The 24,903-nt window shown below is 39.1% G+C and carries 19 protein-coding genes; 6 read left to right on the top strand and 13 right to left on the bottom strand.

Annotated elements, in window-relative coordinates; genetic code table 11:
* Nucleotides 1-48: 48 nt before the first annotated feature.
* Both ACE1AT_RS08580 and ACE1AT_RS08585 read right to left on the bottom strand, forming a co-directional pair.
* Nucleotides 49-1,587, bottom strand: coding sequence for a radical SAM protein (locus tag ACE1AT_RS08580; RefSeq protein WP_374867271.1), 1,539 nt, complete (start codon nucleotides 1,585-1,587; stop codon nucleotides 49-51).
* A gap of 172 nt (nucleotides 1,588-1,759) precedes the next feature.
* Nucleotides 1,760-1,951, bottom strand: a complete 192-nt coding sequence (locus ACE1AT_RS08585) for a hypothetical protein (RefSeq protein ID WP_374867273.1) — start codon at nucleotides 1,949-1,951, stop codon at nucleotides 1,760-1,762.
* A 413-nt stretch (nucleotides 1,952-2,364) separates the two neighbouring features.
* On the opposite strand from ACE1AT_RS08585, the gene ACE1AT_RS08590 reads away from it, so the two are divergent.
* Nucleotides 2,365-2,565: an NblA/ycf18 family protein gene (locus ACE1AT_RS08590; protein ID WP_009455637.1), complete on the top strand. Its 201-nt coding sequence runs from the start codon at nucleotides 2,365-2,367 to the stop codon at nucleotides 2,563-2,565.
* Nucleotides 2,566-3,176: 611 nt separating this feature from the next.
* On the opposite strand, the gene ACE1AT_RS08595 is transcribed toward ACE1AT_RS08590, so the two are convergent.
* The 7 genes from ACE1AT_RS08595 to ACE1AT_RS08625 form a co-directional block, all read right to left on the bottom strand.
* Nucleotides 3,177-4,736: a serine/threonine-protein kinase gene (locus tag ACE1AT_RS08595; RefSeq protein ID WP_374867276.1), complete on the bottom strand. Its 1,560-nt coding sequence runs from the start codon at nucleotides 4,734-4,736 to the stop codon at nucleotides 3,177-3,179.
* A gap of 227 nt (nucleotides 4,737-4,963) precedes the next feature.
* Nucleotides 4,964-5,413, bottom strand: a complete 450-nt coding sequence (locus tag ACE1AT_RS08600; RefSeq protein WP_374867278.1) for a hypothetical protein — start codon at nucleotides 5,411-5,413, stop codon at nucleotides 4,964-4,966.
* Between the two features lie 158 nt (nucleotides 5,414-5,571).
* On the bottom strand, nucleotides 5,572-6,729 hold the full coding sequence (locus ACE1AT_RS08605; protein WP_374867280.1) for an anhydro-N-acetylmuramic acid kinase: 1,158 nt from the start codon (nucleotides 6,727-6,729) through the stop codon (nucleotides 5,572-5,574).
* Nucleotides 6,730-6,895: 166 nt separating this feature from the next.
* Entirely contained in the window at nucleotides 6,896-7,900 is a 1,005-nt protein-coding gene (locus ACE1AT_RS08610) for a transaldolase (protein WP_374867282.1), read from the bottom strand.
* A gap of 680 nt (nucleotides 7,901-8,580) precedes the next feature.
* A complete protein-coding gene (gene gap, locus ACE1AT_RS08615; RefSeq protein WP_374867284.1) occupies nucleotides 8,581-9,627 on the bottom strand; it encodes a type I glyceraldehyde-3-phosphate dehydrogenase in 1,047 nt (348 codons plus the stop codon).
* Between the two features lie 244 nt (nucleotides 9,628-9,871).
* Nucleotides 9,872-10,474, bottom strand: a complete 603-nt coding sequence (locus ACE1AT_RS08620) for an ATP-dependent Clp protease proteolytic subunit (RefSeq protein WP_016864202.1) — start codon at nucleotides 10,472-10,474, stop codon at nucleotides 9,872-9,874.
* 140 nt (nucleotides 10,475-10,614) lie between these two features.
* Nucleotides 10,615-11,289 carry an ATP-dependent Clp protease proteolytic subunit gene (locus ACE1AT_RS08625; protein ID WP_374867287.1) on the bottom strand — a complete coding sequence of 225 codons (675 nt, stop codon included), beginning with the start codon at nucleotides 11,287-11,289 and terminating at the stop codon, nucleotides 10,615-10,617.
* 302 nt (nucleotides 11,290-11,591) lie between these two features.
* Between ACE1AT_RS08625 and ACE1AT_RS08630 the strand changes: the two genes are divergently transcribed.
* The 3 genes from ACE1AT_RS08630 (at nucleotide 11,592) to ACE1AT_RS08640 (ending at nucleotide 15,683) form a co-directional block, all read left to right on the top strand.
* On the top strand, nucleotides 11,592-12,836 hold the full coding sequence (locus tag ACE1AT_RS08630) for a VWA domain-containing protein (RefSeq protein ID WP_374867289.1): 1,245 nt from the start codon (nucleotides 11,592-11,594) through the stop codon (nucleotides 12,834-12,836).
* 82 nt (nucleotides 12,837-12,918) lie between these two features.
* Nucleotides 12,919-13,305, top strand: a complete 387-nt coding sequence (locus ACE1AT_RS08635) for a VOC family protein (protein ID WP_374867291.1) — start codon at nucleotides 12,919-12,921, stop codon at nucleotides 13,303-13,305.
* A gap of 305 nt (nucleotides 13,306-13,610) precedes the next feature.
* Nucleotides 13,611-15,683 carry an ArnT family glycosyltransferase gene (locus tag ACE1AT_RS08640; protein WP_374867293.1) on the top strand — a complete coding sequence of 691 codons (2,073 nt, stop codon included), beginning with the start codon at nucleotides 13,611-13,613 and terminating at the stop codon, nucleotides 15,681-15,683.
* Nucleotides 15,684-15,801: 118 nt separating this feature from the next.
* Here the strand turns inward: ACE1AT_RS08640 and ACE1AT_RS08645 are convergent, their stop codons facing one another.
* Nucleotides 15,802-17,310 (bottom strand): ArnT family glycosyltransferase, encoded by a 1,509-nt coding sequence (locus ACE1AT_RS08645; RefSeq protein WP_374867295.1) that lies wholly within the window; start codon nucleotides 17,308-17,310, stop codon nucleotides 15,802-15,804.
* A gap of 297 nt (nucleotides 17,311-17,607) precedes the next feature.
* Nucleotides 17,608-19,170 carry a hypothetical protein gene (locus tag ACE1AT_RS08650; RefSeq protein ID WP_374867297.1) on the bottom strand — a complete coding sequence of 521 codons (1,563 nt, stop codon included), beginning with the start codon at nucleotides 19,168-19,170 and terminating at the stop codon, nucleotides 17,608-17,610.
* Between the two features lie 379 nt (nucleotides 19,171-19,549).
* Between ACE1AT_RS08650 and ACE1AT_RS08655 the strand changes: the two genes are divergently transcribed.
* Nucleotides 19,550-21,175 (top strand): ArnT family glycosyltransferase, encoded by a 1,626-nt coding sequence (locus tag ACE1AT_RS08655; protein ID WP_374867299.1) that lies wholly within the window; start codon nucleotides 19,550-19,552, stop codon nucleotides 21,173-21,175.
* Nucleotides 21,176-21,387: 212 nt separating this feature from the next.
* Here ACE1AT_RS08655 and ACE1AT_RS08660 read toward each other — a convergent pair whose 3' ends face one another.
* Nucleotides 21,388-21,768, bottom strand: a complete 381-nt coding sequence (locus ACE1AT_RS08660) for a hypothetical protein (RefSeq protein WP_374867301.1) — start codon at nucleotides 21,766-21,768, stop codon at nucleotides 21,388-21,390.
* A 346-nt stretch (nucleotides 21,769-22,114) separates the two neighbouring features.
* On the opposite strand from ACE1AT_RS08660, the gene ACE1AT_RS08665 reads away from it, so the two are divergent.
* Nucleotides 22,115-24,019, top strand: a complete 1,905-nt coding sequence (locus ACE1AT_RS08665; protein WP_374867303.1) for a chloride channel protein — start codon at nucleotides 22,115-22,117, stop codon at nucleotides 24,017-24,019.
* An 88-nt stretch (nucleotides 24,020-24,107) separates the two neighbouring features.
* Here ACE1AT_RS08665 and ACE1AT_RS08670 read toward each other — a convergent pair whose 3' ends face one another.
* The gene (locus ACE1AT_RS08670) at nucleotides 24,108-24,521 is read right to left on the bottom strand and encodes an AbrB family transcriptional regulator (protein WP_016864216.1); all 414 of its coding nucleotides are present in this window, start codon (nucleotides 24,519-24,521) and stop codon (nucleotides 24,108-24,110) included.
* Nucleotides 24,522-24,903: the final 382 nt, after the last annotated feature.

Consider the following 24,903-nt stretch of genomic DNA (forward strand, 5'->3'; position numbering starts at 1 on the left):
TCCTCTTTGAAGGGTAGTTAGATTCGTGATGAGTAAAAGTTTTTTAGCTCAAAAATTTCCCAACACAACCTTTGAGTCGTCGGAGGAAGCTTCACTAACCATCCCTGAATATTCCCCGTTATAGTTGGTAAATTCAGACGGTGTTCTGCGAATATTAGATAGACGAATTTGCCAATCGGAAACCTGCTCGTAGGTAAGATGATGAGTATTGGAAGTAGTTGTCCAGACTCCCCAAAGACAGGTGTCTTCAAACTGTAGCATTCCTGACTTGCGTAAGTTATGAGATTGCGGAGTTCCAGGCAAGGGAATAATGCTGTAGCATGAAGTCTGAAATTCCAATTGAGGGTTAATCTCTACCAGTTCGTCCACTAGTTCTGAGATCGCTTCCTCAAGACGTAACAAGTCATCATGGTCATCATCGGGTAGCCCGATAATGATGCCATAAGCAATGACAGGTACACCTGTTCTGACTACAGATTTCATCAATGTACAATGCTCTTGCCAAGGCAGGAGTTTCTTGTATGCTTCTCGTCCAAAAACGGGACGTTCGGCAGGGATATAAGCTAAAGGACAACCGACTTTGCCATCCCAGCCAAACAGTGCTTCAATCAGTTCTTCGTCAGGTCTGAGGTCGGTGTTTTCGTAGTTACGCCCAGCTCCGAGAGTTGTTTTCCTCAGTTCTAAACCATTCGGCCACATGAGAGTTATTCCCATCTCCCGCGCACCATTGGTAATTGCGAGGATCTCTTCTCGCCCTTCAGGAAAGAGTCCACGGGCGAGGAATTGATCGGAACCGATATTGATCGAAACAGCCCCCGCTTCTTTCTGGATAGCCAACCATTTGAAAGCTGTTTCTGGGGACATTCTCCGAAAGCCAGTGCCGTAGGTGGGTGTCATGCAAAAATCGCAGGTGCGATCGCAACCAATGTCAGCTACCAGTGAACCGACTGGTACACATCCCTGGACATTGGGGAGTGTCCCTAAACAGTCTCGCGCCACTTCCACCGAGGGTAATGCCCACTCATCTGGGGTTTTTGCTTTATTCTTTCTGGGATACTGTTTACCATCTGCCAAAATCACACCCGTGAGGTCTTCCCGTGGGGTTTTTCCGAGTACATAGTCAAAAATCGCCCAATTCGCTGCCCCAGATTTATCCTGAACGACTGCTGCTGCGCCCGCCTTCAAGTAGTGATGCGGTTCAGCGAAAGCATCCGATCCACCAACGACAATCGGACGACCGCCTTTAGCTAGATGCTCAATCACCATACAACTGACTTGACGGTCTTGGGAGAAATTAACTGTAACTCCCCACGCATCATAGGCGTGAGGAGCGAGGGCGGAAATTTTGCCCCCAACGTAAGTTTTTCGCAGGGTCATCCCTTTCCAGAAAACCTGCCCAAATTCTTCACTATAATTCTCATCTCTAAGGTTGACCAATTGAGCATCAAATCCTCCTGCTTGCAAGTCAGGGATCAAAACTTGCTTGCTGATTAAGGAACGATGTCTATATAAAGAAGTCCAATTTTTGCCTTCTGCATCGTATAGTCCTGTTGCTGGAACTTCAATCAGTCCAATTGTTGAATGCATTGGATTGCAACTCCTTAGCACTAGGAAAATTCTGTTAGCCGATTTTTAATTCAATAAATAATATTCTATAACTAAATATATGCATATTAGATATCTCTAAGAAAGTTGATAGCCTGATATCTAGCATATATACTCTATCCCACCAGAGAATAAATTCCCTGGCTCACAGTATTCAAACCCCACTGGTAAGCAGCAGGGTCATTTCGCGTCTCAAACCAATTTTTTTTACCAACAATCCTGAAAACCAAGCGTATTGGTCGATAACAGAGCGTTGCTGACAACAACAGGTTTGTACGACTATTTGGTAAATATACTCATCATTTTGTTCAGCCTGAGCATTTTTCTCATTTACAACTTGATACATATAAATTTAACCTCTGAAGAAACTTATCTACAGAGGCTGAATTTTAATTATTTAGTTAATTGACACCTTGCGCTTTATAGGATATGGCGAATATAATTCTCTTTTACACCCCTTATTTATCCATTGCCAAAAGTAAAAGGGAATTTCGTCCACCAGAGCGTTTCTGAAAAGCCTTCTTTTTACCGGAATTAGCTTCGGTAGACTTGAGGTTTATATCAGTAGGATGAAAATTAAAGATTTAGGTTAGTCAAAAAATCCCCATAAAAGAATATGGGCAAACTGCCAAACACTTGTTATCTTTCTTAATATAGATAGACAAACAAGTGCAAGGTATAACAGACTAGCTTAATTGGCTCTTCGGAGCCTCTGTCATTGACCTAACTTAACTTTGTACTTAATTTCAGGAGCCAATTATGGATAAGCCTATTGAGTTAACTTTAGAACAGCAATTCAGCATCCGCTCTTTTGCTACTCAGGTGCAAAACATGAGCCATGACCAAGCGAAAGACTTTTTAGTCAAGCTCTACGAACAAATGGTTGTAAGGGAGGCAACTTATAAAGAATTGCTCAAACACCAGTGGGGTTTAGATTCAGGTTCTAGTTGGGCAGCATAGAATCCTGAGTCGCGGTAGGCGACCTCCTTCTCTTGCTAGGTTCCACCATGGGAAAAGAGCTGGGGATGTCGGGGCGTCAACTTCGATGAACAATACTAACTCAGAAAGTGTAACAACTACAGAATTAGTAGTTAAATCAAAGTTCTACAAGGTTCAACTCCAACTATAGAGATGAAAAACTCACAAACAAAACTATACAAAGAATTATAAACTTACTTTGTACAAGTCTTGCGTGACATCTATCCGCGATATTGCAACAAAATGCTGATTCATAAGCACATGTTGTTAGTTTTTAATTTGCGATAGCACCAATTGAATGATTTTAAAAGCCAACCGGGTTTGTATACTAGTGACAACTTTCACCTAAGAAACATCTTCTTAGTCTCTACGTACATGACTGCTTTACAGCACTAAATGCACATAGATAATCATAAATACATTCCCTAACCAACTTATTTTTTTTAGTTTATATCTTTATTATTTATATTTCTTATAAGCGTATTTTGCAACTCCTAAACAATTTTCCTTAACAATAATTAATATTATCTCGTTTTATACAGTAAGTAGATAGATACAAGTCAAGTCGTTCCAGTTTCTTCCTTCTGTTCAAATCAGCCTGAGAGATCGAAGGTCAAATCTGTATCAATAGCTTGTAATTTTGTTAAAATTTGAGGCTTAATCTTTTCGTACTCTAATTTAAGCAAATTTTTACTAAGTTGGGGATCATTGGATAATGCTAACGATTTGCTCATTGTTAGCCACTGTTGGAGCCTTTGACGTTGAGCCGAAGCAATAGTCGAGATGATGATGTGAGCGCAATGATTTGGTGCTTCTATTGCAAATAAGAGTAGACGATAGTAACCATTTTGTGCTAAGAAGCGAATCGTTTCTTGGGCGACATTTGTTTTGAGATCAACGTAACAAGGTAGCCATTTAGAACCATGCTTGTGGTTATAGAGGACAGTAATCCACAACAGCATAGGATGAGGAGAAGGGATAAAAAGAAACTGGTTATAACGAGTACAGACTAAACGCTTGTGAATTTCTGCTTGGGGTAGCATTACCCACAAAGCAGGTTTGAGTTCTCCATTTAGACAAATAGACTGAGGAAAAACGATATTGGCAATAGGTTTGTCTTTAGGCCAGCAAGCTTGTTGTGAAATTTCACTATTTAATGAAGATACACACGAATCATTACCAAGTTTGTGATCAACCGCAGCTTTTACAGGTTGAGAATTGATAATAGCAGGTAAATTAGTGCTTTTTTCTTGAGTGCGTGTGAAATCAACTTGTTCAAGAGATGTTAAAACTTTGAGAATTTCACCGATATTTTGAGGGCGATCGCTTGGTGACTTAGCCAAACAACTCATCACCAAATTTTCTAGTTGATTTGGTAATTTTAATGTAGGTGCAACTTCAGCAAAAGTCCGTGGTGCTTGGGTTTGGTGTGTTTTGTACCATGCTCCAAAAGAATGATTTGGCGCAACTAAAGGCATTTTTCCTGTGAGCATTTCAAACATCATCACACCCAAACTATAAATATCAGAACGGTTGTCTAGATTTTTACCCTCCATTTGCTCAGGTGAAGAATAAGCTAGTGTTCCCAAATAGTAGTTTGTACTATTGCTATCTGCCTGTAATAATTTCGCAATACCAAAATCCAGTATTTTAACTAATTCTCCAAAACTAGCGTCTTGAACGACTAATATATTGCTGGGCTTAATATCACGATGGATAATCGGGTAGATTTTGCCATCAACAGGAATACCACTATGAGCGCACTGTAACCCCAAACTAATTTGACGTGCCAAGCTCAAGAATCTGAGTAAAGAAGAATCTTGCTTATGAATTACATGATTTAGACCTTTACCTTGTAAATATTCCATCACGTAGAACGGAGTATCATGCTCGTCTACGCCGTAGTCCATCACCCGAACAATATGAATACTTTTTTGTCCCAATAAAGCACAGGTTTTTGCTTCTCGTTCAAAGCGCTGTTGCAATCGCATTTTTTTATTTTGAACTGACAAAGCTAGAAACTTCACAGCGACAGGTACACCCCCCAACAGAACGTCCTTAGCGCTATAAACCCGACCCATTGCTCCGCTTCCAATTAACTCTTTAAGCTCATAGCGGTTGCTGAGTAAACGACCAATGTTGGGGTCTGACATACAAAATTTGACTCCAATGTTCAAAAGTAGGTAACTATTAAAAATTGGTAAAGATTAAGAGGTAAAGGGAAAGGGTTGATTTTCAGTCCCTCTCATCTTGGTTTGTTACCTTTACCATGGCTTTGACAAAAAGCCTTGGTACTATTCTTTACTTTGTTTTATATTCCTAGTTTGCCCACTTTTGACTCAGTTCATTAACTTTGAATGCAAGAATTGGAGACAACGCCTTACTTCATACGTTGACGTTCTAGACTAGCTTCCATTGTGCTAATTAAATAATGGCCAGCCATAATACCACTAGTCAGATAGTAGCTATCATCGTTTACCCGATGTAGAGTTTCAAAACCACTCCGACGTTCGCGATCGCTCAGTACCCAATAACGCTGCACAATTGTATCTAAACCGATCCAGCCTTCACCTTCGACTTGGCCTAAAATATTGTGTTGTAGCAAGAAATTATACTGTCGCGCACCTGTATCTAAACGTCCTTTGTACTGTAAAGCAATATCCGCGCGATCGCTACCAGGAAAAATCAACTTTGTCGCCATTGTGAACCATTGATCTCGATTCCAAACGACTACAGTCATACCTTTAACATTGATTGGTAAACCATCGCGTTCTAGCCAACTCCCTTGTAATATCCAGCGTCCGGGTTGCAATACAAATGTGTGAGCCACCTTGTCAATTCCTTGCTGTTGAGCGAGTACCGCCAAGATAGCATGTTAGGCGGTTGACTCGTCTAGTATAGCTATTTACTCAGAAGGGATCGGGGATTGGGGACAAGGGAGAGGGGAGAATAACAATTGACTATTGACAAATGACAAATAACCAATGACTATTGACGAAAATTTATTTCTCCTAACAGTACTCGTTGACTTGCGCCGGTGACGGTTGGTAAGTTACCGGGGAAGTCTAATTGTCGCCAGTAGGCTAAGACAGCAAAGGCGATCGCTTCTTTAAAATCTGCACTAAATCCCACTTCATCTGTTGTTAGAACTGGTACTGTTTCTAAAAGCTGCTGTAAGCGATTTTTTAAATAGAGATTGTGACTACCACCACCGCATAAAAATACTTTTTGTGGCATTTCAGGCAAAAAAGTGCGGTAATTGTGAACAATGGAAGCAGCAGTTAGTTCTGTGAGTGTTGCTAGTAAATCTGCGGAATTAAGCTGGTATGATTCTGCATCTTTTATACATTCTTGCAGATAATCGACACCAAATAATTCTCGGCCTGTTGACTTTGGTGGTGGCAGATGAAAGTACTCTTGTTGCAGCCAATGTTCGACTAGGGCATGGCAAGGAGTACCACTAGCAGCCCAAGAGCCGTTTTCATCATAGGTTTTCGTACCATTTGTTAAATAGTTAACTGCCAAATCTAGTAGGCTATTTCCTGGGCCTGTATCCCAACCACGAATTTTTTCTAACCAGTGATCTCGCCGAGGAGGTAGATAAGTAAGATTACCAATACCCCCTATATTTTGGATACAACGTGCTTCTTGGGGATGACTGAATAAAGCCGCGTCTACAGGTGGTACAAGGGGCGCACCTTGACCACCAGCAGCAATATCTGCTACACGAAAGTTACTCACAGTTGTGATGCTTGTGAATTGAGCAATGACAGCGCCGCGACCGAGTTGGAGAGTGTAACCTAGAAATTGAGTTTTATCTAGTCCCTGACTATGGGGTGGTCGATGGTAAACTGTTTGACCGTGAGAGCCAATTAAGGTAGCTGGTTGGCGATCGCTCTGAATATTTTGTGCGGCTTGAGCAAAAGCAATGGCGATCGCATCATCTAATTCTGCTAATTCTGTCATTGAGATGGCTTCACCAGCACAAACAGCCAAAATACGTTCTCTGAGATCATCTTGGTAGGGATATGTTGCTCCGGCTACCAATTCTACTTGTAAATCAAAGCCTGTACCAGAAATATCTACTAAAGCAGCATCTATACCGTCTACAGATGTGCCACTGATTAAACCGATGACCTGAGTCATAAATTATAGGTGGAACCTTAATAACATTGAAATGAGAAACCCGATTTCTTTTATGAAATCGGGTTAAAATGATGCTGAATTTATGGTAACTGATAAGTAGTTTAGTGCTTAACTGAGTGCTTTAGCACTCTCTACAAACACCACAAAGTTGCTTTGGCAGAGCCTTCTATACAGGAATTTTAGTCTCAGTTTCCAGTTTAGCCAGTCTTTCTGCGAGAAGTTTTTCTAAGGTTTCTAATGCTTTTGTGAAACCTTTGATACCTTCATCTAATTTTTCTGATGACATACGGTCAGCTGTGTGCATTTTATCAAAGGCAGCTTTGTCCATGGAAATCTTGTCAATTGCCATTCCTGCTGCTTTGCTAGCATCAAGTTTACGAGGTAATTCTCCAATTGTGGCTTGCAACTCACCCAGTAGGGTCGGAGAAATGGTTAGCAAATCACATCCTGCTAATTCAGTAATTTCACCGATATTACGGAAGCTAGCTCCCATAACTTCGGTTTTGTAACCAAATTTCTTGTAGTAGTTGTAGATTGTCGTGACAGACAATACTCCTGGATCTTCGGCTGAGGGGTAACTATCTCGTCCGGTTTCTTTTTTGTACCAATCGAGAATGCGTCCGACAAAGGGAGAAATCAGAGTCACACCTGCTTCTGCACAGGCGATCGCTTGATGAACACCAAACAGTAAGGTGAGATTGCAGTGAATTCCTTCTTTTTCCAAAATTTCCGCAGCACAAATACCTTCCCAAGTGGAAGCAATTTTAATCAAAATACGTTGGCGAGAAACTCCGGCTGCTTCGTATTGAGCAATCAACTCTCGTGCTTTGGTGACAGTAGCTTCTGTATCGTAAGATAGGCGTGCATCCACTTCTGTGGACACTCGACCAGGAATAATTTGTAGAATCTTCAATCCAAAGGACACTGCTAAACGGTCAAATGCCAAAGAAACTACTTGAGCTTGAGATGCACCAGAACCAAGGTCTTTTTTTGCTTGCAGTAAAGTTTGATCAACTATTTCTTGATATTCCGGCATTTGAGCCGCAGCTGTAATCAAGGAAGGGTTGGTAGTCGCATCTTGCGGCTTGAATTTTTCAATTGCTTGAATGTCTCCAGTATCTGCGACCACAACGGTCATTTCTCGCAATTGTTCTAGTAAATTCTTTGACATGGTTTACCTCTTGAATTTTGTTTTTCCAGGACTTATATGATTGGGTTGTAGTGGTCTTGATAGCTGAGTTGATGGTAATGGTTGATTGGTAATGGGAAATTAATATATCCTTTGATTACTTATTACCAATGACACCAAAAGAATTTCGCAAAAGTCCTGAATCAATACCCTCCAGCCCTATTCTAGGCAAGTTCTGCCAAGATTGATTGTGTGATTGTATGCAGTTTTTTTAAATCATTTTGCATTTTTGGTCATCAACGGATATTTACAACCCTAGTCACCATCAACATTTGGACAAATTTTGACTCTTGTAATGCTTGTATAACTGAATATTTAAATCACAAATTCTTCAGCTTTTTTTCAGTATTGGCACTGAAAAACAGACTATTTTTTAGTTTAATCATAAGAGATTTTATATAATTTAATGATTGTTAATAAACATAAAAATATAATTTATTAGGACTTACGCAGGTGTCACAAAAAATCAGATTTTTTGTTTGTAGTAAGCGCTAAAGCGCTTATTTTGAGGACTTTAGTCCTCACTACGAACTTAAAATAATATGCCAGTTGCGTAAGTCCTATTTATGTTTGTACGATTTGAGGTTCTTCAGATGTGCGATCGCGCAAATATTTACTTTCTAAAAAATAGGGAATTGAAAATTCCAATTCCCTATACCTGCTTAAACTGCTAGTGCAACGCCTTGCAAAATGCCTTCTACTTGTGCCATAGATAACATGAGATCAATGACTCGATTAGAATAACCCCACTCGTTGTCGTACCATGCCACAACCTTGAAAAAGTTGGAATTTAGTTCAATTCCAGCACCAGCATCAAAGATGCTAGAGTGGGTATCTCCTTGAAAATCTGTGGAAACTACTTCCTCGTCGGTGTAGCCTAATACACCTTTCAGTTCGCCTGTGGCTGCTGCTTTCATCGCTGCACAGATTTCCTGATAACTAGTAGCTTTAGCAGTTTTGAAGGTTAAATCAACCACAGAAACATCAGGAGTCGGAACCCGGAACGCCATACCGGTTAATTTACCTTTTAATTCTGGCAAAACCAACGCCACAGCTTTTGCTGCACCTGTAGAAGAGGGAATAATATTTTGTGCAGCACCACGGCCACCACGCCAATCTTTTTTGGAAGGGCCATCTACTGTGGGTTGAGTAGCAGTCATGGCGTGGACTGTGGTCATCAACCCTTCAGTCAAACCAAAGTTATCGTTGATGACTTTAGCGATGGGAGCCAAACAGTTAGTAGTACAACTAGCATTGGATAATACAGTATCTTTCGCTGGGTCAAATAAGTGATGATTGACACCCATTAATAAGGTTTTGACTCGCTCTGGATCTTTAGTAGGCGCGGAAATTACCACTCGCTTGGCTCCGGCTTGCAGGTGGTTCGCGGCTCCTTCATAGTTGGTAAACAGTCCTGTAGATTCAACCACATAATCAGCACCCAATTTACCCCAAGGCAATTCTGCTGGATTCCGAATCGATACGCAAGGAACAAAATGCCCATCTACAATGATGCCATTATCCTTTGCCTCAACCTTACCCTTATATATCCCGTGGGTAGAGTCATACTTCAACAAGTAAGCAAGGTTATCTGGTGGTACGAGGTCGTTAATACCTACAAACTCAATGTTGGGGTTCGTGATCCCAGCACGAAATACCAGACGCCCAATCCGACCAAACCCATTGATACCAACTTTTAACTTAGCCAAGATTTTACCTCCTATTCTGGGAAGTTGAACAAAGGAGAAATGAAAGCAAATGACATATTACTGTTTGCTTTTTCGATCCTGACAGTCTGATTTGGCGATCGCCCATTTACTTGGCATCTTTTAAGGTTTAGTCTGGGGAACGGGGAATGGGAACTGGGAACAGACGCGGTGAATCAATTAAAAATATTCTCCTTTGTCTCCACCTCCCCCTTGTCCCCCTTCCCTTGTCCTTTCAATCCCTTCCCTAATTCGGCCGTTCTTCAATTACTTTGTCAATCAAGCCATATTCTTTTGCTTCCGCAGCAGACATGAAAAAGTCTCTTTCGGAGTCTTTTTCAATTCTTTGTAGTGATTGACCAGTATTTTGGGCGTAGATTTCGTTCATTTGGTGGCGGATACGCAGAATTTCTCTAGCTTCGATTTCAATATCGCTTGCTTGTCCACGCATACCACCAGGAAGCAAGGGTTGGTGAATCATAATCCGGGAGTGAGGTAAAGCTAGGCGTTTGCCTTTTGTACCACCGGCCAGGAGGAAAGAACCCATTGAAGCGGCTAAACCTACGCAAATTGTCACCACATCAGATTTGATATGTTGCATGGTGTCATAAACCGCCAAGCCAGAGTCTATCGCACCACCAGGAGAATTTATATACAAATAAATATCTTTGCCTGGATCTTCAGAGTCCAGATATAACATGATGGCAATAATCTCGTTAGCGAGTTTATCATCAATTTCTTCTCCTAAAAAGATGATGCGATCGCGGGCAAGACGACTGTAAATGTGAATCCACTGAGTGAATTGTTCCCCCGGTAATCTGTAGGGAACGCTTGGATAGCCGATAGGCATAGTTTACTCCGTTTGTCAATGGTCAATGGTCAATGGTCAATGGTCATTTGGTTACTGGTCATTTGGTTACTGGTCATGATTTATTGGCTTTGCACGAAGGACAAACAACAAAAGACAAATGACAAATAACAAATGAATATTTAGAGAATTCCTGCTGCTGCTGGGGTGGTAGTGATTTCAGATTTTTCAAAAACTCGGTCTATTAAACCGTATTCCACAGCTTGTTGGGGAGTCAGGTAAAAGTGACGATCCATATCCTTCACGATTTTTTCTTTGGGTTGTCCTGTGGTACGTGAGAGGATATCTACCATCGCCGTTTTATTGTTGAGTACCTCTTTGGCTTGGATCTGAATATCCGTTGCTTGTCCTTGAGCAAAACTTCTGGGTTGGTGTAAGACAATGCTGGAATGAGACAAACTCGCACGACAACCCTTAGTACCAGCACTGAGAAGTATTGCAGCCATACCTACTGCTTTACCAATACAGATAGTATGGATGGGGGGTTTAATGTACTTCATCGTGTCGTAGATGGCGAAAGCTTCGGTTTCAAAACCAAATAGGCGTCCCATCTGACCGGAACTACCATCGGAAGTACCCGTAGAGTTAATGTAAATTTTGATTGGTTTATCTGGATCATCAGACTGCAAATACAGCAGTTCAGCAATGATGAGTTTTGTCACCTCTGCAAATAAGGGAGTTCCCAGATAGACAATTCGCTCTTTTAGTAATAGAGAAGGCAAATCTGGTGGTGGTGTGCGGTAGAAGTTATCGCCGTAGTAGGGGGCTTGCACAGCCTTGATGGGAGAAACGTCCATAGGAACTGTTGCTTGAAATAATGCCGTTAACTGTAATACATCCTAACGCGATGCTAGCGTTGTTGGAGGTGTGGATTACTCGCTAATTTAGTCATTTGTCCTTTGTGTAAAGCTAATACAATCATGACCAATGACCATTGTAAAGACGCGTAGACGCTCGTCAGAGCGGCTTCTCGTAAGAGTATAATCGCGTCTCTACATGATGACCAATAACCAATTTGCTAAATATCTTTTCCGTAGAGGGGATCTTAGCGCCTGAAGTTATTTATAAATATGTATATCCTGGATGGAAACCTGAGATTATGAAGGTTAGTTTGCTGCCTACGCTCAATGATGGCAATTTGGATGCCAATCAAATGAACAGTCAACGTCAGTTGGCAATTTCTCTGTCTGCGATCGCACAAGTGAGTGATCGTAATGTACCACTAAATTTGTGCTTAATTCTTGATCATAGTGGTTCGATGAGTGGGCGACCACTAGAAACTGTCAAGAAAGCGGCTAACCAAATTGTTGATAGACTCAAGGAAGGCGATCGCCTGAGTGTGGTTGTTTTTGATCACCGCGCTAAAGTATTAGTACCTAATCAAATTGTTAATGACAAAGAGGCTATTAAACAGAAAATAAATCGTCTGGCTGCTGATGGAGGAACAGCGATTGATGAAGGATTACGTTTGGGTATTGAGGAACTAGCAAAGGGTAAAAAAGAAACAGTTTCTCAAGCCTTTTTATTAACTGATGGTGAAAATGAACACGGCGACAACAAACGTTGTTTGAAATTTGCTCAGTTAGCTGCTGGTTACAATTTAACTTTGAATACTTTGGGATTTGGTGATAATTGGAACCAAGATATTCTAGAAAAAATTGCCGATGGTGGTGGTGGAACTTTATCTTATATCCAACGACCAGAACAAGCTGTAGATGAGTTTGCTCGTCTTTTTAACCGAGTACAAGCTGTGGCACTTACTAATGCTTATTTGCTATTTTCTTTCATGCCAAAAGTACGATTAGCAGAACTCAAACCTGTAGCCCAAGTTTCTCCAGATACGATTGAATTACCAGTACAACAAGAAGCTGATGGACGTTTTGCCGTGCGTCTAGGAGACTTGATGAAGGATACAGAAAGAGTAGTTTTAGCAAACATTTATTTAGGACAATTTACTACTGGTAAACATATTATTGCTAATGTACAAGTGCGCTATGATGATCCTGCCCAAAACCAAACTGGATTACTTTCAGAAAATATACCTGTAGAAGTGAATGTGCTTCCAGCTTACCAAGGTGAAGCTAATCCAGAGGTACAACAGCATATTTTGGCATTAGCTAAATATCGGCAAACCCAACTGGCTGAGGCAAAATTACAACAAGGCGATCGCGCTGGTGCTGCAACAATGTTGCAAACGGCTGCCAAAACGGCTTTGCAAATGGGAGATGTGGGTGCAGCAACGGTGTTACAAACTTCTGCTACAAGATTGCAGTCTGGGGAAGAGTTATCCGAAAGCGATCGCAAAAAAACCAGAATTGTCTCAAAGACGGTTTTGCAAGATTAATGATTATTTAGGGTGGGCTTTTTGCCTACCCTATATAATAAACAATTAACGATCAAGACACAGAGGAAGCACAGAAAAAATAATGAAGATAATAGGGATTCATCATGTAGCGATTATTTGTTCTGATTATGAATGTTCTAAAAAATTTTATACAGAAGTTTTAGGTTTTTCTATTATTAATGAGACTTTGAGAAAAGAAAGAAATTCTTATAAGTTAGATTTAAGATTGGGAGAAAATCACCAAATTGAGTTATTTTCTTTTACCAATCCTCCGCAAAGAGTTAGTAGTCCCGAAGCTTGTGGTTTAAGACATTTAGCTTTTCAGGTGGAGAATGTTGAGGAAGTTGTGAGTGAGTTAAAAGTTAAGGGTGTTGAGGTTGAAGCTATTAGAATTGATGAAATTACAGGGAAAAAGTTTACGTTTTTTAAAGACCCGGATGCTTTACCATTAGAGATATATGAACTGTAGATATTTACTACCGTTTTTTGTTGGCTTTCCACGTTCCACCATAAACATAAAATGGGTTGTTTTCACTCACTGAAGACCAACATTGAGGACAAACAAATACCCATTCTCCATCTTGTTCGTGCTTGATACGATAAAGCACTGATGCGGGTTGATTGCATTGGGAACATGGTTTGACTCGATGCGATCGCACCATTTTTTAGAAACTAAAAATTAGAGATGAGGTCTAAACTCATGATAACTGTTAGTAGGGGTGCAAGGTTTTGCGCCCCTATAGATTGATTACCAACAGTCACTAATCAACAAGAATGAAATCTTCCCTGTTGTTGTTTGCGATTTTCCTAATCTCGCTGGTGTCACGTACTTTAGCAATTACTGCTTCCCTTAATACTGATGAGGGTTTATGGATCTATCGTGGTAGCCAGTTTATCAAACGTTTGTTTGAGGGAGATTTAACCCATACAATTCTCAAGCATCATCCAGGGGTTCCCAATATGTGGCTAAGTGGTAGTGGGATGTTGATGAATTGTTGGTTAAATAAGCTTTTCGGTGGTTTTCTGGGTGTAGATTTACCTCCAGAGATCACTGCTTGTCTGAATTTAGATGGATTTGCAATTAATTTGTATATTCTTCCGCGTTTGTTACAAGCAGTGGTGACTTCTGCTTGTATGGTGTGTATATATTTACTCACAAGGCGGTTATTAGGACAAGCGATCGCCCTTTGTACAATTATTATTTTGTTATTAGAACCATTTTTTTTAGCATATCAGCGTTTTATTACTACTGATGCGCTACAAGCTGATTTTGCTATTTTGGCTGTGCTGTCATTTTTACTTTATTTGCGAAAAGATGGGGAACGCAAGTTTATTTTAGCTTCAGGAATATTTTTGGGACTAGCAACGGCGGCGAAAATTACAGCTTTGTTTTTATTACCTGCGATTGTAATTATTATCGGATTGATTGAGTTAGGAGTTTGGCAAGAAAGTTTTCCTAAAAGAGGGTGGAAGCAGCAGTTGCGAAGTTTTCGACTTTGGGTAGGGACGATTTTAGTTACATTCATCCTGATATTTCCTGCAACGTGGGTTTCACCAGGATATGTTCTCAACAGAATTCGTGATGGTGTTTTGCAAGAATCAGATCGGGGATTTTTGTTTTTCTTAGGACAACTCACCCATTCTCCAGGAATTCTATTTTATCCTTTGGTACTTATATATCGTCTCTCACCAATATTGCAAGTGGGTTTGGTGGCTATAAGTATAGTATTGCTGATTCCCAAACTACGACATCGGCTAAAAAATATGAGTGCGATCGCTGCGATCGCATTAATTGCTGTCTGCGTCATACTGATATTATCAGCGAGTGATAACAAAATCGACCGTTATATTAATCTGTGTTTGCCAATGTTAGCAATACTTGCGGCTATTGGTTGGTTAGAAATTATTGCTGGGGTGAGACTTTGGGTTAACAAACTTTCTTCGCAACTGAAAATTAGTAACGAGTGGGGTTGTCTAATTATCTTTGCGCTGCAATTAGTTTTCCTTCTCCCCTACCATCCCTACTACCTGACTTACTACAATCCTTTATTTGGTGGTGCAGTAGCAGCCCAAAATATATTTATGATTGGTCAAGGAGAAGGTTTGGAAAAAGTTGCTCAATGGTTGAATCAGTCGCCGCATGTCAAGGAAACTAAAGTAGCAAGTTGGTATAGTCGCTATTTTTCCAGTTACTTCCACGGTCAAGTTTTACCAATAGACAAGCGTATTCCGTCTGGTATTCAACCTTGGACACAGGCTCATCGATTAGTATTCTACAAGAATCAATTGCAGCGTCAATTACCAGAACCCAGGATGTTAGCTTACTTTACCAACCAACAACCTTTATATACAGTACAGCTGCAAAATATTGACTATGCATGGGTTTATCCTGGCCCATTAGCTTTACCTGAAGATTTAAAGCGTATCCAATTTCCCTTGTCTTTGGCTTTTAGCGAAAAAGTCCGTCTGTTAGGTTACGACTTGAATAAAACTAAGATATCTAGCAATGAAGATTTGATAGTCACATTCTACTGGGAATTTCTTGCACCATTGCCAGCAGATGTTTCGATTAAAATAAATTTGCGCGATCGCCAAAATAATCCCCAAAATAATAAAAATAATATCTCCAATTTTTCTAGCACATCCCTTGTAGATGGCTACATATTTCCAGAACAGATCACCGCAGGTACAGTAATACGAGATGTTCACAAGCTGAAAATTTCCCCAACGACACCACCACAGCATTATCAGCTAGAAGTAGAAGGATTCTCCAATCAGGGACAGGTTATTGGCGAAGTAGAAGTCATGGGGATCAGGGATAAGGGACAAGGAGGACAAAGGAGATAGGAAAAATGATTAATGACGAATAACTATTAGACATAGGCGTGAAAATGAATGTAGAGACGTAGCACTGCTACGTCTCTACAAGGTTTCTGGATAACGCATATTTAATTTCTGGAGATGTCTATTGTACAGACGGGATTAATCGCGTCTCTTTTTCCCAATCCGCAAATGATAAGCGATAAATTGTCGTGACAACTCTTCCATGATTAGAAAAAGTTTTTACAGGTTGATATAGTTTTTCCCAATAAATTTGGTCTTTATCTAATATTTTTTTGTTTCCATTCTGCGGATTTTGTATATATATTATATAGATGTATCCAGGTGCTTGATTATCATACGGATGTAACTCTATATTTTTATAGCTTCCCGGAAGATAATATCTTGTGATACTTTGCTTCTCATTGGTAATAAAGTAACCATTTTTACCCGTGTTTTCTAAATATGCTCCTACTTTTTCCCAATGTCTGTAATAGGGAAATCCAAATAAACTTTGTCTGCTTTGTCTTTTCAGTTCCAAAGACAAGAATCTTTTATTTTCCCAAGGATATTCTTTTTGATTATCTATAAATAATAAATGAGACAATAAAAACGACGATATATATATCAAACTCAAGCAAAAATTATTAATATATTGGGACTTTGCGGGAAATCTATTAAATATAAACTTTTGAAAAACTTCTAGACCAAACGCCATTAAAACAGAAAAAGGCAAAATATAAGTATAAATATGAGTACCAGGATTACCAACGAAAGTTTCCAAAGCTAAGAGAGGAAACAAAAACCACAGCAAGACTAAAAAATTTTCTTTAATTCTCGATAGACCCAGTAAACCCAAAGCAGCATACAAGTATATAATAAACAAGGGATTATAAGTCATAAATGTTCTTGTAGAACTAACCGACTGCTTACTTATTCTTTCTGTCCAATAAGCCTTAGTTGATTCTGACACTGAGAAAAAGAAAGGTAAATAAAATATAGATATTAATACTAAAAAAATCGTCCCTGCAAAAAATAAATGCTGGATTTGCTTATGTTCATAGGAAGACTCGCCATTAACATACCATCTGTAAACTAAGTAAATTACAAAGGGTGTAATGAATACGCCATCATAGTGTGCAAGAATGGAAAATGACCAGCAAAATACGCCTAAATATAAACCATAAATTCTCCATTTTTCAAACTTTGTAGATAAAGTGATCAGATATAAAGCCAAAACAGAAAATAAGATTACAAATGATTGGTACTGAACAATTCTTGTTAAGGCTACGAACAAACCATTAATTGCAATAAACAAAGATGAATAAATTGCTATTTCATTACCAAATTCTAGTTTGATAAATTTATAAAAAAAATAGATAGCTAATATACCTGCTATAGCAAAAGGAAGCCTGAGTAACAATTCATTATCATACCCAGGATTTAAAAAACTCATACAATATGTAATCAAAAATTGAATTGGTCCCTTTCGTTGATTGAGCAAAAAATCAATCATGCTTTGGTCTGCTTGAGGTCTATATAGTGCTTTAATTTCATCACCTTGATAATTGGAATAACCTAAATTAATTAACCTCAACCATAAACTCACAAAGATTAAAAATATTACAGGAATAATATTTTTGATTTGTTTCATGTTTATAAACCCAAAAATTTAAAACTTATAACAATTCAAAGAATGTTTGCAATAAATTCAGAATATGAGACGCGATATATCGCGTCTGGTACAAAATTCATCTGTCGCATCCTTTTTTAAAATTGGTATTAATTTGCATGATTATGACATAACTCCAAAAACTCCGCGTTGCTCCGCGCTTACCTTTGCATCTCTCTGCGTTAAAAAAAATATTATTCTGTGTTGCGATCGCACCAATTCCACAAAAAAAGTAAAAATAAGAAAATTCCTCTTTTTACTCTCGACTAGCAAAAAATTTTAAATTCCCCTTTCTTCCTCATTATCAGCCACATTTCTGGTCTCACTATGAGGACGACCACCTGCATTACGCACATTCACAATTTTACTTAGCAAATCAAACCAAAATGGCGCACCCATTGCAATCGCAATACCACTTAGTATCCAGCCAGGAATCAAAGCTAAAATTTTGAAATAGGGGAAAGTTTGTTTTGATTGGCGCGTCCATTTTATTTGCTGTTGTAAATTAGCATCACTCCAACCAATAGGTAAAGAAATATTTGTTAAAGCTTCATCTGCTTCTTCCCTAATTTGCTCTAAATTAACTGTATCTTTTCGTCGGGCAAATTCTCCCGCACTATTGGTAATAGTATCTCGCAGAGCAGAATCTTTTGATAGCCTTCTAACCATATGAATTGCATCTGCATTGGCGGTAATAGCGATCGCCAAACCTATGATAATAGCTGCACCTTTAGCATTGCGTTTGTAGACTCCAGAAGCTCTTTCCATGGAACTATTAAAAGTATTTTCTATTTCTAAACGCAATGCATTCATTCCTTCCTCTGTTGTCTTCACTCTCGCTTGAGCGCGTTTTGCTAAAACACTAAGATTTTCTACCACAGAAGTTGGTAAATTAGTTTCAATTGTCTGAAATGCTTGTTGAATTCCCTTATATGCTTCGCTATCTTGATCTTGAATAGCTGCTTTTATCTCTTTATAAATCTCGCTATTTTTATCAATTGTTTGTACAACTTCGTTAATATTCGGTTGCAATCCTCCTAGCAATACTGCTTGTTCAATATCATCAAATATATCTTTCTTGAAAAATTTTAATCTTCGTAAATATTTGTGAGATAATTCATCTTCAGGCATTTCTGCTTGGAAAGATTCTATATATCTATCGAAACTTTCTCCCATGCGGTTTAGGCTTGTTTTCAAACTGGCCTTCTTTTGATGAAAGTTCCAACAAATTTTTTCAAATTCTGCACTGAGTTCTGAAAATTCCTTATAGATATTACTAAAAAAATCTGTAAATCTATAATCATCGCTTGCTTGTTCTTGTAATTTAATAATAATTTCTTGTATCTCAGCTAATCTATCTTCTTTAAATTTTTTGAGCCTTAATTCTGTTAATTTTTGCACCAATGCAGGAATTTGTAGTGTTTCAACCAGAGTTGTAGCAAAAACATCAGCAGGGATATAAGAAGGGCCAGTATGTTTTTCATCTCCAAAAATACTTGTACTTTTATCTGTTCCTGGTCTAGGTTTTTTCAACCTGCGATACAGTGAACCAATTGCCCAAGTAAGCTTACGAGGTATGGTTACAAATAATCCTTTTGCTTCTTGATTAATATTTTTAACTAAGGGATTATTATAAATCTCATTTGCAAGTTGAATAACGTGAGCTTCTTCTGCACTTTCCGTATTACCAGATAACAAAATCTCTATTGATTTTTTTAAATGTTCAGCACGCCATTGAAAGACAGTAGCAATTAGTTCCTGTATTTCGGAAGCTAATAAACTCAAGATTAAGTAAATAAAGATTAAACCGATTGCTACATCTAAAATAAAAGGTAGATTCATTGATTTTCTCCACAATATCTAAAGTCTGTAAATTATAATATTTCTTTGTGAATTGACGCCAAACTCTCCCATAACTTCTTCTCTTTGTGTCCTTTGTGTCCTTTGTGGTTCGTTCATATTGATTACACACCAGCGCATCTTCATACAGAATTGATATTAGTATTTTTCGTGTCGATTTTACCAATAAATGCTCGTTAAATAGATTTAAGAGTAAAGTCAGAAACATTGTCAAAAAATATTATGATTAATTAGCAAAAATTGAGTTAATTTAAAAACTAGGACGAACTTCAAACAATGGTTGTTGCTAAACAGCAACAGATGAAGATTCGCGAACGTCTGTTTGTACTCGAACCAGCAAGCAAAATTATTATCCTAAAATATGCAAGAAGGAAGCTTTACTTGGGGTCGTCTCGAAAAGCAGTATCGATCGCTCGACAAATGGATTGATTGGACATGGATAATAGTGCTGCTGGTAGCAGCTGTGTTACTTTTTACCATAGATTTAGGGCGATTACCGCTACGAGATTGGGATGAAGGAACTGTAGCACAGGTTGCAAAAGAGATTTTACACGCCCCTGCTAGTGCAATGAGCTGGCTTTACCCAACTCTGGGAGGCGAACCGTACCATAACAAACCACCGTTGATGCATTTGCTGATTGCTTTGGCTTACTCCTTGGGCGGTATCAATGAGTGGACAGCTCGCTTACCAGGGTCAATTTTAACAGCAATATCAGTACCATTGCTGTATTGTGTTGGTAGAGAAATATTTCGTCAGCGTTTTTGTGCTGTTTATAGTGCTTTAGTTTACTTGACAATGCTGCCAGTTGTGCGCCATGGGCGTTTAGCCATGTTGGATGGGGCAGTGATATGTTTTTTTATATTGATGATTTTGTGTGTGTTGCGATCGCGTCGTGATTTACGTTATTGCCTGGGTGTCGGCATCGCTTTTGGCTTAATATGTTTAACCAAAGGTATGCTAGGCGTATTACTCGCTGCTGTCGCAATCGCATTTCTATTGTGGGATACACCACGACTACTGACTAGTGGTTATATGTGGATGGGAATGTTCATCGGTAGTGTACCTGTGGCTTTATGGTATGTAGCTCAATGGTGGGAATATGGTCGCACCTTTACCAATGTTGGTATGGTCGGTCAATCTCTCAATCGCATTTGGTCATCTGTGGAAAACCATTCTGGCCCACCTTGGTATTATTTATTGGAAATACTTAAATATACTTGGCCGTGGTTGATTTTTTTACCATCAAGTTTGCAATTAGCTAGAGAAAATCATAACCTCAGTTGGGCAAAACTAGTACTGGTGTGGATGGGAGTTTATTTAGTTGCTATTTCTTTGATGGGAACAAAACTTCCCTGGTATGTGTTTCCTATTTATCCTAGCCTAGCCTTAATAATTGGAGCGAAACTAGGGGAAGTCGAAGATTCACCTCTGCTATCATCCTATCCACGCTTTTGGGTAGCAACTTTAACATTTTTGGCTTTGGTAGCAACAGCTGGTAGTATTTATTTTACTTTCGTCCCCGCAGCAAAATCTGATTTACAGTTACAACTGATTTTTGCAGCAGTAGCGATGACAATGGCCTTAGCAGCAATTTTGGCAGAACGAGGCGATCGCCAATTTCTCAAAGTTTTATTTTGGGGATCTTATGTTTCGTTACTCTTATTTATGAAATCAAATTACTGGGTTTGGGAATTGGCAGAACGTTATCCAGTCCAACCACTTGCGACTATAATCCGAGAGGGGACACCATCAGGCACAAAAATTTACACATCCAGTCCCGAACACCGCCCTTCATTGATTTTTTATAGCGATCGTAATATTATTCCTGCTTCTTTTAAACAACTGCAAGACCATTGGTACAATCACAAACAACCTTATTTATTGCTTGATAATTCTGCGGTTCATACACTCCAACTTGATTCACTCAAGGTTATTGATCAAGCAGAAGGCTGGAAACTGGTTACAAAAGAAGGGAACAGGGAATAGGGAACAGAGAACTCTTAATAGAGGGTTAAGAATTCCCTCTGAAAAAAGATATTAGTTAGTGGTTAGTATTTGGTGGTTAGTAGTAAAAACTTCTACTAACTATTCTCAGAGCGCACAACTGTTTGTCCCTACAACTAACCACTAACCCCAGTATTTTTTGATATACTAATACTGAAAACTGTGGAAGAGGATATTACTCCCAGGAGCATTCCTCACTGGGATTTTCTTCCCTCCTCGATTGTTTTTTCTATTTGTGGTGACGAGGTATCGCTATTACGATTTTGCTGATATATTGCAATCATACCAAAAACAATAGCGCTTCCTACCACTACAGCAAGTAAAGGATTTTTGAAGACAAAAAAATCCCGAATAATTCTGGCTAAAGGTCGGCTTTGGCGGCGTAGTGCCGATGAAATCATAATCTGTCTTAAGGTAAAAGGATCACGGACATAGTGGCCGCTTTTACAAACCACTAGCTTCTGATGACAATACGGACAGGTAAACAATCCAACATAACTGCTAACTGCTGTGGGCGTAGAATTTTGGCAAATGGGGCAAGTCAAATAATGATTATCAAAAGTGTGTGTATTCATCTACCTCGTCCGTTTAGTCCACTTACTTGGTTCATAACAAGAGCTATATTGAATTCTTGCTGAAAATGCGTGTAGATTTCCCCGACCATAATTCTCTCCATTTAAGCATTATCGCCACATAAATGTTCCACAATAAAAATTTTTTAACCAAAGCTTTGTAAATTACACAAAGATATGTAGATTTTTTGCCCAAATTGACTTTCTACAGTCATAGGGTAAAGGTTAAAAAGATTATTTCCGCTTTTCTCTTTTCTCTTTGCTATCTTGTCTGGTTGCTAAATGATCACTCACAATTAAAAGTAAGATATAAAAATTTAAATTTTTTCTTAGATTTACTCCTCACTCCATGACTCTCCTACCTCCCACAGAAATTAGGAAGGTGACTGAACAACCTACCTTTCATTCTCCTTCCTTCCGTTTAACCTATTTACTTAACCGTTTTCAACCATCTCCAGAAACAGTAGTGTTATTTTTAGCCTTGCTAATTGGCAGTGGTAGTGGTATGGGTGTGGTGACATTTCATTATTTAATCCAGCTGATCCATCATTTGATGCTGGAAAATTTAATGAGTGTGATCGGTACTTGGGGTGCTTGGACTTTAGCTTGTGTTCCCATCCTGGGTGGATTAATTGTTGGTTTGATGCGCTGGCGAACACAAGATTTTGGCCCTGGACTTTCATCATTGATCGCTGCTTCCCAAAAGGGAGAGATCAAAAGACAATTACGACCAGTAACCAAAATGTTAGCAGCAGCAGTTTCCCTGGGAAGTGGTGCATCTTTAGGTCCAGAAGGGCCTAGTGTAGAAATTGGTGCCAACTTTGGAATGCTAGTGTCTGTGGTGTTGCAAGTATCACAAGAACGCCAGCGTTTACTACTAGGTGCTGGTGCTGCTGCTGGTTTAGCTGCTGGGTTTAATGCTCCCATCGCAGGTGTTTTTTTTGCTTTAGAAGTAGTATTAGGAGCAACATCATTTGCTACTTCTGCGGTAAGTGTAGTGCTACTCGCAGCAGTAGTTGCAGCGTTAATTGCTCATATTGGTTTGGGAGGACAACCAGCCTTTGCCTTACCTGTTTACCAAGTCCGCAGTCCGTTAGAATTACCACTCTATCTTGGCTTGGGTTTATGGGCAAGTGTCGTTTCTCTGACCTATACACAATTAATTCACCTAGCAAAAGCTTGCTTTGCAGGTAAAGTCCCCGGTTTTTCTATTTTCGGAAAAATTCCATTACCTATTCATCCTATTATTGGTGGACTCATTATTGGTCTTACCGCTTTATACTTACCACAAATCTTAGGTATTGGTTATGAAACAGTAGAAGCGATGCTGCAAGATGTGGAGTTTTCACTACAACTGTTAATTTTGCTGTTGATAGTTAAACTGGCTATGACAGCAATCAGTGCTGGAAGTGGATTTGTTGGTGGTGTCTTTGCACCAGCTATGTTTTTGGGTGCTTCTTTAGGTTCTGCTTATGCCAAAATCTTAGCAAATATAGCACCTACAATGAGTGGTTTTATGGCAGCTCCCCCTGCTTATGCGATGGTAGGAATGGCTGCTGTACTTGCTGCTAGCGTGAGAGCGCCATTAACAGCAATTTTATTATTGTTTGAATTAACACGAGACTACCGCATTGTTTTACCGTTAATGGCAGCAGTTGGTTTAAGTGTTTGGTTGGTGGAGCGGATAAAGCCCAATTCAAACTCCAACTCCAATCTTCAACAAATAGGTCTTTCGGAATTGAAAGACGAACAAGCAGAAATTTTACAGCAAATTCTTGTCGAAGAAGCTATGCATCCTTGTCCCAAAAAACTGCCAACAACCATGTCAGTGATCGAGGCAGCTTTGGAAATGACACGCGATCGCACCCGCACTGCTTTAGTAGTTAATGAATTAGGACAATTAGTTGGTATTCTCTCTTTAAAAGATATTAACCGTACTCTTTCTGCTTGGCAAAATTACCCAGATTCCTCAACTACAAATCAGGGTGATCTGTCCAATCAAACCCTAATTGATATTTGTACCACTGATATTCTCTATGCTTGGCAAGATGAACCCTTATCTGAAGCCTTAGATCGCATGTCTGTTCGCGGTTTGCATCAGTTACCAGTGGTAGCATCAGATAACCCGGAACAAATTTTGGGATTACTAGAACGGGAACAAATTACTTTAAGTTGTAATGTAGCACTCACACGTAAAGCTCTTTGCCACTATCTACCATCGGTAACAAAAACAGATGTGGTCACTAGTCATTAGTTATTAGTCAATGGTCAATAGTCAATGGTCAATAGTATTGACTATGGACTATTGACTATGGACTATGGACTCTTGACCATTCACTATATTATGCTGTTGCTTCTAGAATTTCGACCTCTTCTCTTTCATCTGAGTCTATTTGTCTCAGACGAATGTGTTTTTTACCCAAAGTGATGATAAACTCATCTCCGGGCTTTAGATTCATCTGTTTTGTGTAAGCAGAACCTATTAGTAAGTTACCGTTAGACTGCACACTAATTCTATAGCTGGCGCTACGTCCCCCACGACCATTTGCGCTAGGAGCGCTATCTAACTGAATACCTTCAGCATCAATTAAGGCATTCAAGAATTTCATCATGTTGACGCGCTCTATACCATTTTTTGTCACAGTATAGTAGCCGCACTGTTTAGCTTTTTCTTCTTTGCTCAGATTTTCTAGTTCTTTGACTTTCTTGAGCAACTCTTCGCCGGTTAGGGGTTCAATTTTTTTCTGTTTAGCCATCAACTTAGAGCGAAAATGAACGAACGATTGAGTGAGTTGAATCGATTTTATTTTAGCTGAGATTGAGGAAGTGATAACACAATCCTTTTATTTTTATATCAGCTACCGCAAAGTATATTACACAAATCAGCAAATTTTTGCATGTCTATTAATATTTACTTTGAAAATTAATTTAAAAAATCAGGCTGAAGCTGATAACTATCTCTAGTTTATGAAAGACTGCTACACTGTAATCTATATTTGTTTAAGTTTTATAAACCATTGCGAAAAAAGTAGTTTACTTACACTTAGTTGATAATTAACACACAGAACGATAAGTAAAACTGATCCTTAGTCATAGTCATTAGTCATTAGTCATTAGTCATTGGTGAAGACTAATCTT

Source organism: Pelatocladus sp. BLCC-F211, assembly GCF_041928655.1.
Taxonomy (GTDB): domain Bacteria; phylum Cyanobacteriota; class Cyanobacteriia; order Cyanobacteriales; family Nostocaceae; genus Pelatocladus.

What these genes read in the sequence shown, in the direction of transcription:
- ACE1AT_RS08635 (WP_374867291.1), top strand. Translation starts at nt 12,919, where the DNA reads ATGAAGATAATAGGGATTCATCATGTAGCGATTATTTGTTCTGATTAT.
- ACE1AT_RS08610 (WP_374867282.1), bottom strand. Translation starts at nt 7,900, where the DNA reads ATGTCAAAGAATTTACTAGAACAATTGCGAGAAATGACCGTTGTGGTC.
- ACE1AT_RS08665 (WP_374867303.1), top strand. Translation starts at nt 22,115, where the DNA reads ATGACTCTCCTACCTCCCACAGAAATTAGGAAGGTGACTGAACAACCT.
- ACE1AT_RS08625 (WP_374867287.1), bottom strand. Translation starts at nt 11,289, where the DNA reads ATGGACGTTTCTCCCATCAAGGCTGTGCAAGCCCCCTACTACGGCGAT.
- ACE1AT_RS08580 (WP_374867271.1), bottom strand. Translation starts at nt 1,587, where the DNA reads ATGCATTCAACAATTGGACTGATTGAAGTTCCAGCAACAGGACTATAC.
- ACE1AT_RS08655 (WP_374867299.1), top strand. Translation starts at nt 19,550, where the DNA reads ATGCAAGAAGGAAGCTTTACTTGGGGTCGTCTCGAAAAGCAGTATCGA.
- ACE1AT_RS08595 (WP_374867276.1), bottom strand. Translation starts at nt 4,736, where the DNA reads ATGTCAGACCCCAACATTGGTCGTTTACTCAGCAACCGCTATGAGCTT.
- ACE1AT_RS08605 (WP_374867280.1), bottom strand. Translation starts at nt 6,729, where the DNA reads ATGACTCAGGTCATCGGTTTAATCAGTGGCACATCTGTAGACGGTATA.
- ACE1AT_RS08620 (WP_016864202.1), bottom strand. Translation starts at nt 10,474, where the DNA reads ATGCCTATCGGCTATCCAAGCGTTCCCTACAGATTACCGGGGGAACAA.
- ACE1AT_RS08640 (WP_374867293.1), top strand. Translation starts at nt 13,611, where the DNA reads ATGAAATCTTCCCTGTTGTTGTTTGCGATTTTCCTAATCTCGCTGGTG.
- ACE1AT_RS08660 (WP_374867301.1), bottom strand. Translation starts at nt 21,768, where the DNA reads ATGAATACACACACTTTTGATAATCATTATTTGACTTGCCCCATTTGC.
- ACE1AT_RS08645 (WP_374867295.1), bottom strand. Translation starts at nt 17,310, where the DNA reads ATGAAACAAATCAAAAATATTATTCCTGTAATATTTTTAATCTTTGTG.
- ACE1AT_RS08650 (WP_374867297.1), bottom strand. Translation starts at nt 19,170, where the DNA reads ATGAATCTACCTTTTATTTTAGATGTAGCAATCGGTTTAATCTTTATT.
- ACE1AT_RS08590 (WP_009455637.1), top strand. Translation starts at nt 2,365, where the DNA reads ATGGATAAGCCTATTGAGTTAACTTTAGAACAGCAATTCAGCATCCGC.
- ACE1AT_RS08630 (WP_374867289.1), top strand. Translation starts at nt 11,592, where the DNA reads ATGAAGGTTAGTTTGCTGCCTACGCTCAATGATGGCAATTTGGATGCC.
- ACE1AT_RS08670 (WP_016864216.1), bottom strand. Translation starts at nt 24,521, where the DNA reads ATGGCTAAACAGAAAAAAATTGAACCCCTAACCGGCGAAGAGTTGCTC.
- ACE1AT_RS08585 (WP_374867273.1), bottom strand. Translation starts at nt 1,951, where the DNA reads ATGTATCAAGTTGTAAATGAGAAAAATGCTCAGGCTGAACAAAATGAT.